At 35.7% G+C, this 16,892-nt stretch carries 11 protein-coding genes and 3 pseudogenes; 3 read left to right on the top strand and 11 right to left on the bottom strand.

Translation table 11 applies throughout. The annotated features are described in order from the left end of the window. Nucleotides 1-66: 66 nt before the first annotated feature. From JFT95_RS13515 to JFT95_RS13560, 10 genes and pseudogenes are all read right to left on the bottom strand, one after another. A complete protein-coding gene (locus JFT95_RS13515; protein WP_201052513.1) occupies nucleotides 67-444 on the bottom strand; it encodes a hotdog family protein in 378 nt (125 codons plus the stop codon). An 85-nt stretch (nucleotides 445-529) separates the two neighbouring features. Further along, nucleotides 530-1,777 (bottom strand): DUF1015 domain-containing protein, encoded by a 1,248-nt coding sequence (locus JFT95_RS13520; RefSeq protein WP_201052514.1) that lies wholly within the window; start codon nucleotides 1,775-1,777, stop codon nucleotides 530-532. Nucleotides 1,778-1,790: 13 nt separating this feature from the next. Further along, nucleotides 1,791-2,963, bottom strand: coding sequence for a 3-phosphoglycerate dehydrogenase family protein (locus tag JFT95_RS13525; RefSeq protein ID WP_201052516.1), 1,173 nt, complete (start codon nucleotides 2,961-2,963; stop codon nucleotides 1,791-1,793). A gap of 12 nt (nucleotides 2,964-2,975) precedes the next feature. Next, nucleotides 2,976-4,058, bottom strand: coding sequence for a 3-phosphoserine/phosphohydroxythreonine transaminase (serC, locus tag JFT95_RS13530; protein WP_002190143.1), 1,083 nt, complete (start codon nucleotides 4,056-4,058; stop codon nucleotides 2,976-2,978). Nucleotides 4,059-4,267: 209 nt separating this feature from the next. Then, nucleotides 4,268-4,459 carry a DUF378 domain-containing protein gene (locus tag JFT95_RS13535; protein WP_002084566.1) on the bottom strand — a complete coding sequence of 64 codons (192 nt, stop codon included), beginning with the start codon at nucleotides 4,457-4,459 and terminating at the stop codon, nucleotides 4,268-4,270. 88 nt (nucleotides 4,460-4,547) lie between these two features. Further along, nucleotides 4,548-5,615: a glycoside hydrolase family 113 gene (locus JFT95_RS13540; RefSeq protein ID WP_201052517.1), complete on the bottom strand. Its 1,068-nt coding sequence runs from the start codon at nucleotides 5,613-5,615 to the stop codon at nucleotides 4,548-4,550. Nucleotides 5,616-6,340: 725 nt separating this feature from the next. Then, a complete protein-coding gene (locus JFT95_RS13545) occupies nucleotides 6,341-6,793 on the bottom strand; it encodes an SMI1/KNR4 family protein (protein ID WP_012261254.1) in 453 nt (150 codons plus the stop codon). Between the two features lie 12 nt (nucleotides 6,794-6,805). Continuing rightward, nucleotides 6,806-8,038: pseudogene (locus JFT95_RS13550) on the bottom strand (WXG100 family type VII secretion target). A 648-nt stretch (nucleotides 8,039-8,686) separates the two neighbouring features. After that, a pseudogene (locus tag JFT95_RS13555) lies at nucleotides 8,687-8,900 on the bottom strand (alpha/beta-type small acid-soluble spore protein). Between the two features lie 50 nt (nucleotides 8,901-8,950). Continuing rightward, a complete protein-coding gene (locus JFT95_RS13560; protein ID WP_061675249.1) occupies nucleotides 8,951-9,829 on the bottom strand; it encodes a CPBP family intramembrane glutamic endopeptidase in 879 nt (292 codons plus the stop codon). A gap of 359 nt (nucleotides 9,830-10,188) precedes the next feature. On the opposite strand from JFT95_RS13560, the gene JFT95_RS13565 reads away from it, so the two are divergent. From JFT95_RS13565 to JFT95_RS13575, 3 genes are all read left to right on the top strand, one after another. Continuing rightward, nucleotides 10,189-11,526, top strand: a complete 1,338-nt coding sequence (locus tag JFT95_RS13565) for an erythromycin esterase family protein (RefSeq protein ID WP_201052519.1) — start codon at nucleotides 10,189-10,191, stop codon at nucleotides 11,524-11,526. Between the two features lie 203 nt (nucleotides 11,527-11,729). After that, nucleotides 11,730-12,308 (top strand): sensor domain-containing protein, encoded by a 579-nt coding sequence (locus JFT95_RS13570; protein ID WP_002084562.1) that lies wholly within the window; start codon nucleotides 11,730-11,732, stop codon nucleotides 12,306-12,308. Between the two features lie 113 nt (nucleotides 12,309-12,421). Next, on the top strand, nucleotides 12,422-14,209 hold the full coding sequence (locus JFT95_RS13575; RefSeq protein WP_002084561.1) for a helix-turn-helix transcriptional regulator: 1,788 nt from the start codon (nucleotides 12,422-12,424) through the stop codon (nucleotides 14,207-14,209). 259 nt (nucleotides 14,210-14,468) lie between these two features. On the opposite strand, the pseudogene JFT95_RS13580 reads toward JFT95_RS13575, so the two are convergent. Next, nucleotides 14,469-16,858 (bottom strand): annotated as a pseudogene (locus tag JFT95_RS13580) (penicillin acylase family protein). Nucleotides 16,859-16,892 lie beyond the last annotated feature (34 nt).

A 16,892-nucleotide genomic window follows, 5' to 3' on the forward strand; every position in this document is an offset into this window, starting at 1 on the left:
TGGGGGGAATTAAAAATCTAAGCCCGAGAGACATGGCCCCCACCTATTCATTACTTTTCCTACTTACTAAAGAATAATCCCCGAAAAACTCCCCTTCATAACTTCTTTTTCAAGTTGATTTCCACATATAAACATCGCAATAATTTTTGTGCGATGTTTTTCATCGGGTTCAAATTGTTCAATAGTTACGTCACAACGAATTGTATCACCGCTAAAAACAGGACGTAAAAATTCAAAATCCATCTTGCGAGCTAGTACGTTATAGTCACCGCCAATTTTTGTAGGCAGCGTTGATGTTAACAGCCCTTGTACAACAAATCTCCCCTGCTCATCTGGTGTAACATGATGAACACCTTCATCTTTAGATACTTCTGTAAATAAAACAACATCTTCTTTTGTAAACGTTCGTTCAAAGGTGATTTTTTCGCCTACTTGCAATTTCATCGATACCCCTCCTCAAAAACACTTTTAACATAAGAAAAACCGAAACTATAATCATTTCGGTTTTTCAATCTAAAGAAGTCTATATTTATTTTAACGAATGAACAAACAACCCACTGCGCAGTTTCGGTTCAAACCACGTTGATTTTGGCGGCATAACTTCCCCTGCGTCTGCGATTGATAATAAAGCTTCCATTGATGTCGGATATAATGAAAACGCTGCTTTATATTCACCGCTATTTACAAGGCGTTCTAATTCTTCTAATCCGCGGATTCCTCCGACAAAATCAATGCGTGAATCAGATCGCGGATCATGTATTTCAAGTACTTGGCTTAATAAATGATCTTGCAGAATAGATACATCTAAACCTTTAACGAGATCATTCGCATCAAACGTTTCCTCTTTCACAGTGAGCTTATACCACTTCTCGTTTACATACATGCCAAATGATTTTGGTTCATTTGGTTTATACGGAGAACCATTTGCTTCTTCTACATAAAAGTACTGCGTAATTTGCTTTAAAAACTGCTCGACTGATAAACCATTTAAATCTTTCACAACCCGGTTATAGTCCCAAATTGATAATTCATCATGAGGGAATAAAACAGATAGGAAGAAATTGAATTCCTCTTCTCCTGTGTAATTCGGATATTGCTCTCTTCGCATTAGCCCTACTTTTGCAGCTGATGCTGAGCGATGATGTCCATCTGCAATATAAAGATTGGGAATGTCTTCAAATGCATTTACTAAAGTCGTAATTACTTCTTCATCTGCAATCTTCCACGCAACATGCCTAACGCCATCTTCTGCTGTAAATGTAAAGATTGGCGCATGTTCTTCTTTCCAGCTTGCAATGAAACGTTTCACTTCTTCTTTTGTACGATACGTTAAAAAGATTGGCCCTGTATTTGCGTCACACACATCTACGTGGCGAATACGATCAAGTTCTTTTTCATGACGCGTTCTTTCATGTTTTTTAATTGTATCATCTTCATACTCGTCAATCGATGTACAAACGACAAGGCCTGACTGCGTTCTTCCTTGCATCGTCAGTTCATAAATGTAAAGCGCTGGCTCCTCATCTTGAACGAACACTTCTTCTTGTATAAATTGCTTTAAATTTTCACCCGCTTTTTCATATACGCGATCATCGTACGGTGAAAGTACCGGGTCTAAATCAATTTCTGCTTTATCAACGTGTAAGAAAGAATATGGATTCCCTTTTACAACTTCTCTTGCCTCTTCACTATTTAATACGTCATACGGTAAAGCTGCTACTTGTGCCGCTTTACCTTCTACTGGACGAATAGCACGAAACGGTCGGATTTTTGCCAAGTTTCTCTCTCCTTTACACAATCATTCGAACAGCTACAACACCTGTGATTTTGCTTATATTTTCCACAATATTCTCTTTCATTATATCATCAATTCCGTTATCAATATCAATCATTGTGTACGCCCAAGAATGTTTACTACGATTAATCATATCCGCAATATTAATATGATGTTCTGCTAAGCATCCTGTAATTTGTCCTACCATGTTCGGAACGTTTTGATGCATAATTGTAATTCGTTTTTTTCCAATGTACGGAAGTTCTACGTTTGGATAGTTTACTGAATTACGAATATTACCTGTCTCTAAATATTCACGTAATTGACGTGCAGCCATTACTGCACAATTTTCTTCAGATTCAGACGTAGATGCACCGAGGTGAGGCGTTGCTGTTACATTTTTCATCTTTATCACATTTTCATTCGGGAAATCCGTTACGTAATGTGTAATAATATCTTCTTCTAACGCTTTTTGAAGAGCTATTTCATCTACAAGTTCTCCTCTAGAGAAATTGAATAGACGCATTCCTTTTTTCATCGTCTCTATAGCGTGTTCACCAATAATCCCCTTCGTTTGGTTCGTAAGAGGAATATGCAGTGTAATATAATCACACGTTGCAAAGATTTCATCTAGGCTAAACGCTCTTTGTACTTGCGTAGAAAGACGCCATGCTGTTTCAACTGATATATACGGGTCGTAGCCAACAACGTCCATCCCTAAAGATAACGCATCGTTCGCAACTAAAGCACCGATTGCGCCAAGACCGATAACACCTAAACGTTTCCCTGCAATTTCTGATCCAACGAATTGCTTTTTCCCTGCTTCAACAAGCTGTGGTACTTCTTCTCCATCCAACTCTTTCGTCCAGCTCACTCCATTTATAATATTACGGGAAGACATAATAAGGCTTGCGATAATAAGTTCCTTCACTGCATTCGCATTAGCCCCTGGCGTATTAAATACTACAATCCCTTTTTCCGTACAACGCTCAACAGGAATATTATTTACACCGGCACCAGCTCTTGCAATCGCCTTTAAATCTTCTGAAAACTCTTCTTGATGTAAAGAATAGCTGCGAAGTAAAATACCATCTGGATGACCTACTTTGTCTCCAATTTCATAGCGATTCCCATCAAAAATTTGCAAACCCTTTTCGGCAATTTGATTTAACGTCTGAACACGAAACATATCTCCATCTCCCTATCTATTTTCAAGCTCAAATTCCTTCATATAGTCTACTAATTCTTGTACACCTTGGATTGGCATCGCATTGTAAACACTAGCGCGCATACCGCCGACTGAACGATGTCCCTTTAGCGTAACGAAACCGCGCTCTTTCGATTTTTGTAAAAACTGATTGTTAAGCTCTTCTGACGGTGTTGTAAACGGAATATTCATAAGTGACCGATACGTGGGATCAACTGGTGAAGTAAACAATTTAGATTCATCTAAAAAATTGTAAAGAAGTGAAGATTTCATTCTATTTTGTTCTTCAATCGCAGATACCCCGCCTTGTTCTTTCAACCACTCTAGTACAAGTTTTGCTACATAAATACTAAAGGATGGCGGTGTATTATATAGGGAGTTATTTTTACTGTAAGTTTCATAGTTTAACATCGTAGGACAAGCACTATTTGCACTGCCAATTAAATCTCTTTTTATAATTACAATCGTTAAACCCGCTGGCCCTAAATTCTTTTGCGCACCCGCATATATGAGACCAAACTTCGTAACATCATATTGTTCTGATAAAATATTTGAGGACATATCCGCAACGAGCGGCACTCTTTCTAAATGTGGAATATCCACATATTTTGTCCCCTCAATTGTATTGTTCGTTGTAATATGTACATAATCTAGTTCTTCATCATTTGGTAAATCATCCATTTTAGGAATTGTAGTAAACTTCTCTTTTTCAGAAGAAGCAATCACTTTTACTTCTCCTACTTTTCCGGCTTCTTGCAGCGCCTTTTTAGACCATGAACCTGTCAGTACGTACCCAGCTTTTTTATACGTACTCATTAAATTTAACGGTATCATAGAAAATTGTAATGACGCACCGCCCTGTAAAAATAAAACTTCATACTCATCAGGAATGTTCATTAATTCACGAAGTAAGCTACTTGCTTCATCAATAATACTTTGGAAATAAGAAGATCTATGGCTCATTTCCATAACAGACATGCCTGTCCCGTTATAATTTACAAGCTCCTTTTGCACTTTCTCTAAAACTGGCAAAGGGAGTATAGATGGTCCTGCTGAAAAATTATACACTCTCTCCATCACCCAGATAACCTCCCTATTTCTCATTTTTATTATTTTTTAAACTTTCTGAATTATAACCTATATACAATACACGGTCAATTTGTTTTCCGTTATTACGGTGCAAGACGCAATGGAATCGCTTGCATGTGCACCCTGCTTTTTATAAACATACAAAAAAGTGTTAAGTACATAATCGTACTTAACACTCTAGTAATTAAGTATAATAGCTACTTACTCGTAAAGAACCGATCGAAAATTTGATAAATAGCTGAAAGACCAAAGAGCCAATAAATAGTATCCACAAGCGCCGGCATAGAACCAAACCATTTCTCAACTACATTATAATCTAACGCCACAAACAACCAATTCAAACCGCCAAGAATCACCAAAATTACTGTAAGGTATGACAAAAATTTCATTATGATTGCCCCCTAGGTGATAAGATGGTGAAAGGCCTTTCACTAAAATATATGTAATAGATTCTAAAACTTACCTATTTTATAAAATTTATTTTCGATACCAGCCATTAATAACTGTCTCTGCTTCTTTACTATGTATTTGATATGAATGATTACTATCATTAGATCCGATAAACCAAATTGAAAAACCTTTAAAATATGGCTTCGCTTCTAATACATCTCGGTAAGCACGCCACCCGTTAAGTTGTACATCTTTCGAAAACACATTCGTAACATCTGGGTTCCACGGGCTTTGTAGTCCAAGTTCACGTGCTGGCACATTAAATCCACCAAAATAAACTGGCTTTCCAGTTGTTTTATGTAATGTCTCAAGTTGCTGAACGACATTTTGGCCACGATTGTATACTGTCGTCGCAAATAAGCTTTGTTTTACTTCTTCGTATGATGGATTTCTTTTTCCTGAAACTTCAAACCAACTATCAATACTTACAATGTCCACCTTTTTTAAATACGGGCGATTTATTTTCTCTTTAAATTTCGCCTCAAAAGAAGGATCAAAGCTTGCAGTTAACCACCAGTTCATTTGATACAAAACATTTCCTTTATACTGCTGGCGAACAAAATTAATCGTATCATTCCAATATCCTTCTGCATATTCCATATTCACGAAATTAGAAGCGATTTTCAGCCCATAAATATTGTACTTACTTGTAATGGAATTAAAAATATCTTGTAAAACAACCGTTTTCCAATTCCAGAAGAAATCGTTAATATTACTAGGGTTCCACTCTGTTTCTCCAATATTTCCTTGCTGAATAAACGGAAACGGCTCCAATATAACTTGTATATTACGCCTTAATAATTCTTGAATTAAAATAATAGCTTGTTTCTTTTGCGCCTGATTAATTACCATATTAGCCGAATTCACATCTGAAATATCTACTTGAATAGGTACATTCACCGTATTTAAATTCAAGCGCTCTACATCTGCTAACACTTTCGCTACATTGCCTACTTCCCATACCGTTACGTTTCCTGATTTTATTTTTCCAGATTGAACAGTATTTACATCCGCCTGTATATTTCCCTGGAAACAAAAAGAAAACAACATGATACACACTCCTAAAAAACTTATTAAACTCTTATTTTTTTTCACAACTTCCCCCATAATTTTTGACTTTCTTGATTATTTTATACAACATTTCACATATATTCCAGAAAAAAAATAAATACATTTCCATTAATAAAAGTCTTATCCATATAATTCCCCTAAAAATAGTAAGGTAAATAAAAAAGGAGCGTATTTCCGCTCCTTTTTTATCTTTTCACAATTGAAGTTATTGAATTTTCTCTGATAATCTAATCACATCTATTTTTTTCGTATAAATAAATTTTTATCTATATTCGCTTTTGTTTGTATTACTTTTATATTTACTTCATTATTTACCTTTATAGTTAATAATTTCTTTGTTCTTTTTTCAAAAATCACACCATCATACAAATAAATTCATAACTGTGTACAAAGTAATAATTACTTCATGAATATTATACCTATAATTAATTCTTTTAGTTAAAAAATAAAGAAGGGAGAGATACGTATATTATCCAAGTGTTCATTAAATCGGAATTTAACGAAAACTTGAAAGAATGGACGTTAACCTCCCTTCTTATCACAGATATTGATTTTCTTGGATCCATGTTGTTTCCGTATCTCCAGTAATCTTGTTCAAAGCTCGTTCAGCTACAGTAACTGTTGATGCTGTAATATAAAGGTAATCCAAAAAAGTAATCGTAATTAAACTTGAGAAAGCGGATGATGGTTAGAAAATTAGTAAATCATAAAAAAACGTCCTAGAATTCTAGGACGTTTTTTTAGTTCCCTCAATCTTCTTCTTCGAAATCACGTAGACTAGCAAGCAATTCTGTAAATGTTGAGCAAACAGGATATATTGCTTCCTCTATGTTTTCTTCCTCATGCTCCCAAAATACTACTGTCGGTGATTCAGGATTGCTACGGTAGTCAAAACACAGATGATTTCCAAATGAATCCTTACCAAAGGGATATACTTTATTTGCTAATCTATCTTTTATATCATCATAAACTTGAATGATTGAATTTCTATTTTCTAAATCAAAAGTTAAAAGCTTACTAAATACATTCTCATCCTGTCCTGGTACATCAAATATTTTTGGTCTTGGATAACCACTATCATATTTTTTTACACATTCTACAAAATCCATAGGGAATTTAATATTGAAATATTGTTCTACTTTCTGAATGTTTTCATCTGTAATTTCTTTTTTATTTACTCCAATCCAAGTAACGTTGCTCATATATACTCCTCCTTACTTATCGCTGTCTTTTCCCCAAATTTTATATCCACCAGTGTGACCTGTTTTCCTATGTGTTTCATAATCAACAAGTTGCATTCGTCCTGCTTCTTGATGATGATGCCATGTATAATTTTCTGGTACCTCGCCTAGCTTAAATAACTCTATTTCTTCTTCAGTGAATTTTGCAGCTAACTTAGGATCTTTCCTTATTTGTTCATATAATGCTTTACTACATATTCTATCATGTGTTGGTCTAGATTTTTTAAACTCAGCTTCTTTTAATTTAATTTCAGAAACAGGTTTAAAAATAGGGAAACCATCTAAATCATACGGAATTCCTGTAACTGGATGTTTATTTCCCGCTAACTCACCCAATCTTACTCTTATTGTTTTCGGACCATTTGGACCCTCATAAGTATATGGAGCTGCTTTCTGCAAGTACTTTTGAATACTTCCGACTCCCGCATATGAAAGGTGATTACCAGCTTTAAATTCATAGTTATTTAATATGTGTAGTGCATTTCTGTATGCCGGAGAATTAGTCACAAGTGATTTCCCTTTAGTAAAACCTGTAATAGCAGCAACCTTACCTGCTTGCCCTACTTTATCTAGACCTTTGCTACCAACAAAGCCTGTGAGTAGCGTAGTGACTGCGTAAGCTGCATAATGTTCTCTGCTTTCCAGATCTCCATTCCAAAAATTATTCATAAATGTATCTGATACAGTGTTCCATGCAGCAGGAATAGTCTCTCTATAGTTTACAATCGCATCTCGCATATTTAACCAAGTTTCTTTATCTCCTAAAGCTACGAATCCTTTCCATGCATCTACAACACCATCTACAAAACCAGTAGAAATACCAGTCCACGCAGCATTTAAATCCTTTTTATTGAAAAATGACTCTTCTCATTTTGGAGGGAGTTTTCCACACATGGCTCCTTCTTGAATATCAGAGTCAACTAAATTTCCGTCATACGATTCATCCGCTTCTCGGAATTTAACAGCTGCACGTTCTAATTCTACTGCGATTTTATCTAATTCTTGCAAAATGTTAAACATCATTGGTTTTGCTTCATTAAACATCTGATAGAAACGATCACTGCTTGCTCCGCTCCACTGAGAAGCTATATATTCAATTTGAGAGTATAAATCTTTATGTATATATTCTAATGATGATCTCGTATTGCTTACGGTTTTAGCAGCTTGTTCTAATTGTTCCGGTGTTACCTTTATTTGTGTGCTCATTCCATCCCTTTTTTGCATATATATTATGAAAATTATAACATATCATTATTTCATTAAGGGTTAGCATTTGAAAATATCCGTTCCTAAAAGTGAAAGTATATTCCATCATAAAAACAGCTCCAATTCCTCATTAGAAAAATGAACTGCCCCCTTAAATAACCCTCGTTGTTATAAAAGACATCACGTTTTTATACTGATAGTATTATAAAATAAGCGGTTTATTAATTTTTCAATGAAATTCATTTTATAGACCCCTCTCTTTGTCAATAATTTATCTATTCAATGAAATTATATATTCAGATAGATAATTAATAATAAAAAAAATTCCGAAAAATATATTTCGGTCATTATATAATTTTTGATATTCGATTGATAGTCATAAGAAAAACATAATAGGGTAACGCCACATGCTCATCAAGCGAAGTTAAAATTATATCCTCAAAATAAAAAAACGCTATACTTATTGTAAAAACTTTCAACTGGAGTACTGATGAAATCAGAAGGATTGAATCCATGCTTTAATTCAGTATCCGTTGTATTTCTTCCAGAAGTCCTTACTCCTCTTTTTACACAAAAACAGACTGTGGAGAAGATTTTTTCCACAGTCTGAAAAGAATCCATATATGTTTTTTTATTTATCACCTTAACTTACTGTAACCTATATTGTCCTGTTAATTGTTCTTCTGTCATTCGAACTAAGCGTTTTGTAATTTCTCCACCGACAGAACCATTTGCACGTGCTGATGTATCCGGTCCTAATGTGACTCCTAATTCACGAGCAATCACGTACTTCATCTGCTCAATAGTTCTCAGCAGAAATAAGAATCTCATTTGTATTACTTTCATGTCTTTGAGCATCCATAATTGCGCCTCGTCATATTTCACTAATTGAATTTAAAACACATCCGTATGCTATTTAGTAAGATTTACTATTCGAGACGTAATTATTGCAGTAATTAAGATAATAATAGCAGTTATCAAGCCAGATTCTCCAATCCAAATCTCAGTTTGATATCCTGTACTTGCACGTGCGAAAGGTCCTTGAATAATGGCATTCCAAGTAGTATGGATGATAACCGAAGGCCAAACGCTACCTGTGATAAGTCGTAAATAAGCTGTAATATAACTGAATGGTACAATACAAAAATAGATGCCAAGTACTGAAAGAAGGACAGATGTTCCCTCTACATATAGACCAGCAATAACAATTGGAACATGCCACGTTGCCCAAATCAATCCACTAATAAGGATGGGCCGTGAAAACTCTGCATCGACTAGCCTTGTGAGCATATAACCTCGCCAACCCATTTCTTCTCCCAAAACTGGGATTAAGTTAAGCAAACTCCCTAAAATGCCGCTCAATACTACTAGATAAATGAAACTGAATGGTGCCGTTAGATACTGAAGCCCAAGTATATTGTAGATTGGTTCTAACATACCACCTTCGGGATGCTGAAACCCCGCAATCCCGCTCAACCAGGCGATAGAATAAGTAATTCCACAAATAATCATAGGTATTAGCAGAGCAAAACCAATCCCCTTCCATATCTTTAAGTTACCGAGACTAAAAGATACATCTTTAAACCCTTCTTTCAGTATTATGCGAGTCAAAATAGAAGAAAATGCTGGGATAAACATATATACCACAATAAGCGGCATACTTTTAGTAATTATTACTACTACATTTAGGATAATAGAAGTAATGATTAAGATACTCAGAAAGAGTTGCAGTCCTATTTTAGCACGTTGGATTTTATCTTTATTGTGGAACGATTTTGCGTGTAATATCATTGTAATCCGCCCTTCCCCTTTAATTCACTTGTTTATCGAATTTACTTCTTGTCATTTCCACAGACACAACTTAGAATAAAAAAATTTTGGCATACAGATTAATTCATCTTTAAAATCCCTCCCAAATTTATAATCTAGTCTTACTTGCGACTCATCAATGTAATTATTATTTATAAGTTGTCATAGCCGATAGTACAAAAGTGTAATGATTAGTCTATGACCTGTGTCAATTAACCTTATGACAATATGTAACTAGAAAATATGATATGGGATAGATAACAATTGAATTAAGGCAATTGTTTCGTGCAAGTACATGAATCAATCTCTCTTTTAAAACAATTCAATTGAGGTGGAAAAAAATGAATAAGAAAAGAATAATTGCAATGGTTAGTACAGCTTTATTAGTCACAGGATGTGGAGAAGTAGGAAACGCTCAAACAGTAGCAGTCGAAAATTCAGGTCAATCAATCCAAAAAAATATAGTTAAATCAATACAATCACAGGCTTACCCATTAAAAACGATAGAACCGTCAAAATCATTTGAGGATTTAAAACCACTTAAGAAAATGATTGGGAGTGCACAATATGTAGGATTAGGAGAGAATACTCATGGAAGCTCTGAAATTTTCACTATGAAGTTTCGACTTGTGAAATATTTGGTTACTGAGATGGGTTTTACGAATTTCGCAATGGAAGAAGATTGGGGAAACGGCTTAAAGCTAAATGAATATATCCAAACAGGAAAAGGAAACCCTAGGGAATTTTTAAAATTGTTATATCCTACTGATGAAATTATAGCCATGATTGAGTGGATGAAAGATTATAATGCTGATCCATCCAATAAAAAAAAGATCCAATTTATTGGGCTCGACTTAAAGGAGTTGGACCAAGGTAGCTTTAATAAAGTAATTGATTATGTAAGGCTGCATCGACCAGATTTGCTGGCAGAAGTAGAAGAAAATTATAAAGAATTGCCGTCTTTTACTGGAAGTATACAGGAATATATGAAACTTGCTCCTGAAATGAAAGAGAAGTTCAAAGCAAACGCTGAGAGAGTAGCCCGATTACTGAAAGATGAGAATGAGCAAGCCAACACAGAAATAGTTTCACCCGAGTACATCTGGACGAAAGCAACGGCAAGTGCAATAGAGAAATTTACCACAATGCTGCTTTCTAATGACTACCCAAATGTAATAAAGCTACACGAGCAATACATGGCCGATCATGCAATGTGGGCACAAGAGGCATTGGGTGGTAAAACTATGGTATGGGGACACAATATTCATATAGCTAAAGAAATTATCGATGAGGAATTATACCCTTATGCTGCGGGGCAGTTTTTGAAGGAACGTTTAGACAATAATTATGTCACAATTGGTAGTACAACTACGGAGGGGAATTTTACCTTATACAGCGAATATGATCCTTCCACCGGAGGTAAGATTACAACGGGTACGATTCCACAAGATGTAAATAGTTTCAATTATACCCTCGGAAAAGTACCATATAAAATGTTTTTATTGGATAACCGTCACCTTAAAGGACAAGCAGAGAAATGGGTTAAAGCAAAAAGGCCATTACTAAGTATAGGGGGACAACTCCTCCCGGGCAGTTCTTTATACTTTGATACTTCATTGCTTGAGCAATTTGATATTATTTTTCACATTCGAAAAACAAGTCCATCTCATATTAAATAAAAGTACAAAACAATCCCGTTCTTGCCTCTGCAAGAACGGGATTGTTTTATGGAGATTAATATAAGCATCTTTTTTAACCAGAAGTAGGTTACTCTCCCCTTTTTAGCATCATTTAGAGATGTCATATGACACTTTTACACTAGTGAGAATGACAAAAAAAGCAATATAATTCGTTTATTACATAGATAGGAGCGATGAGCTTTATGAAATCAAGATTCATCCAGAATGGTTATTTTTTATTACTAACTTTCATTACAGGTTTGTTTTATTTTTGTTTTTATCTAATAGCTCTGCTATTCAGTTTCACCCTTTCATTTACGGTAGTTGGGATTCCATTAGTTATACGCGTACTACAAACTACCACACCCTTTATCCAATTCGAGCGCATACAAACGAAAATTTATACTGATATTTCGACAGAATCTTACGATAGAAGTGTAACGACGGATACATCGGACTGGGCGCAAGTAAAATTAGGACTTACGGATCGCCACACCTGGTCTGCTGTCTTTTGGTTAATGCAGAAATTTGTGATTGGCATTTTCAGTCTCATTAGTGCAATCATTTTTTATGTAATGCCACTTATGTTCCTGTTAGCACCACTATTGTATCGATACATCGATATGAATATTATTTTCATACAGATAGATACTTTTCCCAAGTCACTCCTTGTAATGTCTATCGGTATAGTGTTTACCGCCATAAGTATTAAAATAGTAGATGGTTTAACGAAAAAATTTGGAGGTTATACACGCAGTATGATTCAGCAACTAAATCGATAGAAGTTTGTAGTCTACGAATAGTAGGCAGTTTAAACTTAAAAATATAACAATGTAAGAAGGATTATTCTATAATATAGGAAATGAGAAAGAAGGCTACTTAGGGGGTAAATAAATTGTTTGATATGGTTAAATATTGGTTTTGGTATGATTGGATTATGTTAGGAATCCGTCTACTTGTTAGTGTGTCTACCCTCCTAGCAACATTAAATTTCCAGGATGGTTTAACATTACCACTTTGGATTATTATTATTTGGGAAATTATTGCCTTCTCTATTCCATGGGTAGCCTTACTATTCAATTATAAATATTACTTATTCACAGAAATATTGCTATATGGTGGACTATGTATATTCTTAACCTCTTTATTTCCAGAAGCTTACAATATCTTTCTTATATCGGTATTTCTTATCGCAGCAAATAGTAAGCATTTGTCCTATTATTGGACAGCTCCAACAACAGTTTTTATAACAACTGGAATTTTCTATGCGGTTGCACCAAGTAATAGCTATTGGGTTATGGTCACCTATTATGGATTCGCTTATGTAATGGGATTCGCCTTTCATTTATTAATCGTCAATCATAAGCAAAATGAAGCAATTCGTAAACAAAACGCAGTACTTGAGCAATATATGTCTCAGATTGAACGCATAACACTGGCAGAGGAACGAAACAGACTATCGGGTGAGCTTCATGATACAGTTGGTCACGCTTATACTTCTATTATTATGGGGATGGAAACGTTGCGCACCGAACTTGCTACTGAAATGGGTATACAGAGGCTAGATTCTCTGCTTGAAATGGGACGTAAAAGCATCGAGGACGTGAGAGGTTACCTACATCAAATGGAGTCTCCGTGTCAATCGCCCTCCTTAATTCAATCTCTACAAAATCTTGGAGCCGAATTTCAGGAGCACGCTCAGGTTACTGTAAGTTTTCGGGCATACGGAGAGGAATATCAATTGTCCCGGCAAGCGAAGATAGCGTTCGTTCGTTGCTTACAAGAATCTCTTACAAATGCAGTACGTCATGGTCAGGGGACTGAAATTATAGTTTCATTGCAGTTTGAACAACAATATACGAGGTTAGAAGTTCAAGATAACGGAAAAGGAAATGTAGAATGGCAGGAAGGCTTCGGTATGAATGCGATGAAAGAACGGGCAATGAATTTGCAAGGTCAATTGTCTGTATATACAAAGCCAGAGGAAGGAATGCTTGTTACATGTACCATACCGCGACAAACTGAAATAAAAGATGGACTTATTCGTTTGTTAATTGTAGACGACCAGCCATTTGTTCGGGAAAGTTTGAGGACACTACTCGATAGATATGAAGATTTAAATGTAGTCGGTTTGGCTGAGGATGGCAATCAAGCCATCGATTTGTGTGGGCGCCTTCAACCCCACGTTATACTTATGGATTTAGATATGCAGCACATGGATGGAGTCGAAGCAACCAAAAAGATTAAGCAACAATGGCCACATATCCGCGTGTTGATTTTTACAACTTTTCAGGATACCGAACAGGCGTTGGAATCACTTCGCAACGGTGCGGATGGTTTTTTACTCAAATCTATTGAAACATTGGAGCTAGCTAATACGATCCGACTTATTCACAAAGGTGGGACACTGATTGATCAGGGAATGTCTCACAAAATATTTGAGAAGTTTGATGAGCAAATCGAGACACCACAATCAAAAGCAACTGCTTATGAGCTAACAGCTAGAGAGATAGAAATATTGCAGCTAGTAGCAAAAGGACTTCGATACACTACCATAGCATCAAGGTTATATTTATCGAATGGTACGGTCAGAAACTATGCTTCCACAGCTTATACAAAGTTAGGAGTCCGTAACAAAGAAGAAGCTGTTCAAAAGGCTCTAGAAATTGGAATTATTGAATAACAAAATGTTATGCGGTGTATAAAAATGAGCAACAAAGAAAAAGAACGCTTTGTGTGGTTTCTTTTGTAACAGAGTAAATAAGGCCCGTTATCGTATAAGTAAATGTTAAAACACTTACTGTTTTGTCATAATAAAATCATTGAATCTTATTCTCTAAAATACAAAAGCCTACTATCAATTTAACTGATAGTAGGCTTTTAAAATTATTTAAGAACTGGGTTATGTTCTAATTTAACAGTTTTCATCAGTGGAAATATTATCACTTCGGCTGTAAAGTTAACACTTTCCCTTCTATCCCATCTGTATTAAGTGTAGTCGTATGATACTCACCGTTCACCCAATCATCTATTTGATCATGATACCAATCGCTTCTAAAATGTCCTGATTGTCCCGGCCCCACTATATGATAACCGTTTGACATATCTTTCGTATCAATGACAAATCGCCAAGATGCCCCGTGATTGACAATACCGTTATCTCCGTAACTCGCTGCTTGAACGGTAACTTGACTTCCGCCTATTGGAACTGGTTTCTCACGATTAAATGCGAGTAATGCTAATATACTAGATGATCTCGAAATTGGATGTGTAAAAGCAAGTTGATGGTAATCGCCCCACTTCCACTCCGCAACATTCGGTCCATATTCCTTCTGTAATTTCTTCATTACATTTTCGTACGATGTATGCACAACTTTTGTGAAGCCTCCGTACTTCGTAAACCAAGCGCTATTTTCTCCTGCTACTTCTTTTCGAATCAATTCATCAACTACTTGTGACTTCCCTTCAAATAACTCCATCACATCTTTCGGTATTTCTTTTGAAAATAGCGTATTCGAAATCTCTTTCATTAACAAATGGAATATTAATGGTGCAGCTTCATCTTTACTATCGTAAAAATTCCACTTTGTTAATTGTTTTACGCCTTCTTTCTCTACTTCATTTAAAGATGCTTTATTTAACTCTTTTAACAATATAGGAGTAAACTCTTTCCCATATAAATTTTTTGATCCATCTGTAAATCTTCTAAATCTTTCACCGTATACTTTTCCTTCTCTTGTAAAAACTCTTGAATACGCATTTGCCTATATGGCTGCGCCCACGTATTACTAATATGGTACGGATAATTATCATCAACGATTTTATTATTTGCAGTTGAAATAAACCCTTGTTTTGGATTTATTACTTTTGGAAGTTGATCAAACGGAATATACCCTTCCCATTCATATTCATCTGTCCATCCTGGCACAGGCAAACTACCATCACCTTTTTTACGCACTGGTATATTTCCATTCGCTTTATAAGCAATTGTGCCATCGTTTGATGCAAACACAAAGTTTTGAGTCGGTGTATGAAAATCTTGAAGAGCCTTTTCAAACTCATTCCAATCTTTCGCCTTATTCATATTTAATACAGCCTTTAATTCAGCGGAAGGCTCCAAAGCAGTCCATTTCAAAGCGAATACTGTTTTTGTTTTCTCTTTTCCTTTATCCGCAAACTCTGAAATAACTGGACCATGCCTCGTAACCGTAACGTTATACGGAATTGTTTTCCAGCCTTTTACTTTAATAGATTCATCAACAACCGTAGCCTTTTCCCATTTATCGTTATACAAAAATTCATTTTCATTATTAGGATTTCGCTTCTCAATATATAAATCTTGCACATCAGGACCTGTATTCGTAACGCCCCATGCTATTTTGTCATTGTGTCCTAATATAACGCCTGGTACTCCTGCGAAAATAACGCCACTCACATGTAAATCTTTCATTTCAAGTTGCGATTGATACCAAATAGAAGGTGTCGCAAGAGATAAATGAGGATCATCCGCTAAAATCGGCTTACCAGATACACTCTTTTCACCACTCACAACCCAGTTATTACTACCGTTAAACTCTGGTGGAATAACTGTCTTTGAAAAACTTTGTGCTACATCCACATTTGTATTTTTCAATTCAGCTAGCAATCTAGGCGCATCTTTCGGATATGTAGGAAATAGCTCATTTGCTTGCTCTTTCGGTAAATTTTTCAGCGCCCAATATCGAAATGCCTGTCCGTGCCAATGTCCTCCTAAATCAAACGCCATATACTTTCCAATCGTTAAAGAATCCACGATTGACCATTCAGCAGGTTCATAGCCTAATAAAGTAAACTCAACCGGCAATTTCTTTTCCTCTTTTGCCTCACGTATAAAAGTATTCACCCCATCAGCAAATGACTGCAGGGCATATTTCGCTTCTCCATCATATTGACTAACAGACGCTTCGGCTGCTCGCCGTAAACCGAGCGTTCGAAACAATTTATCTCGATCAACAGCTGCTTCCCCTACAACTTCACTTAACATACCAGAAGCTTGTCTTCTACTTAAATCCATTTGAAACAAACGATCTTGCGCTTGTACATACCCTTGCGAGAAATATAAATCATGCGCATTTTCCGCTTTAATATGTGGTACACCTTTACTATCTCGTTTCACCGCAACAGCATGTTGTAAATCCTCAAGTTTTATCGTTCCATCTATCTTTGGCACAGAACTAAGCGTATATATGTTCAAAAAAATCATAGCGCAAATAAACAAAAAAAGAACGATACTACTAGACCAAATAAAAATTCTTTTTCCCCTATTTCGTTTCTTTTTTATGACGGCTTCCATACAATCCCTCCTCTCTCAATCTATTCGCTTCTAT

The sequence above is a fragment of the Bacillus sp. TH17 genome, assembly GCF_016651125.1.
Lineage (GTDB): Bacteria > Bacillota > Bacilli > Bacillales > Bacillaceae_G > Bacillus_A > Bacillus_A mycoides.

Coding starts and splice junctions, on each gene's coding strand:
- JFT95_RS13560 (WP_061675249.1), bottom strand. CDS start 9,829: ATGATATTACACGCAAAATCGTTCCACAATAAAGATAAAATCCAACGT.
- JFT95_RS13565 (WP_201052519.1), top strand. CDS start 10,189: ATGAATAAGAAAAGAATAATTGCAATGGTTAGTACAGCTTTATTAGTC.
- JFT95_RS13515 (WP_201052513.1), bottom strand. CDS start 444: ATGAAATTGCAAGTAGGCGAAAAAATCACCTTTGAACGAACGTTTACA.
- JFT95_RS13545 (WP_012261254.1), bottom strand. CDS start 6,793: ATGAGCAACGTTACTTGGATTGGAGTAAATAAAAAAGAAATTACAGAT.
- JFT95_RS13535 (WP_002084566.1), bottom strand. CDS start 4,459: ATGAAATTTTTGTCATACCTTACAGTAATTTTGGTGATTCTTGGCGGT.
- JFT95_RS13570 (WP_002084562.1), top strand. CDS start 11,730: ATGAAATCAAGATTCATCCAGAATGGTTATTTTTTATTACTAACTTTC.
- serC (WP_002190143.1), bottom strand. CDS start 4,058: ATGGAGAGAGTGTATAATTTTTCAGCAGGACCATCTATACTCCCTTTG.
- JFT95_RS13525 (WP_201052516.1), bottom strand. CDS start 2,963: ATGTTTCGTGTTCAGACGTTAAATCAAATTGCCGAAAAGGGTTTGCAA.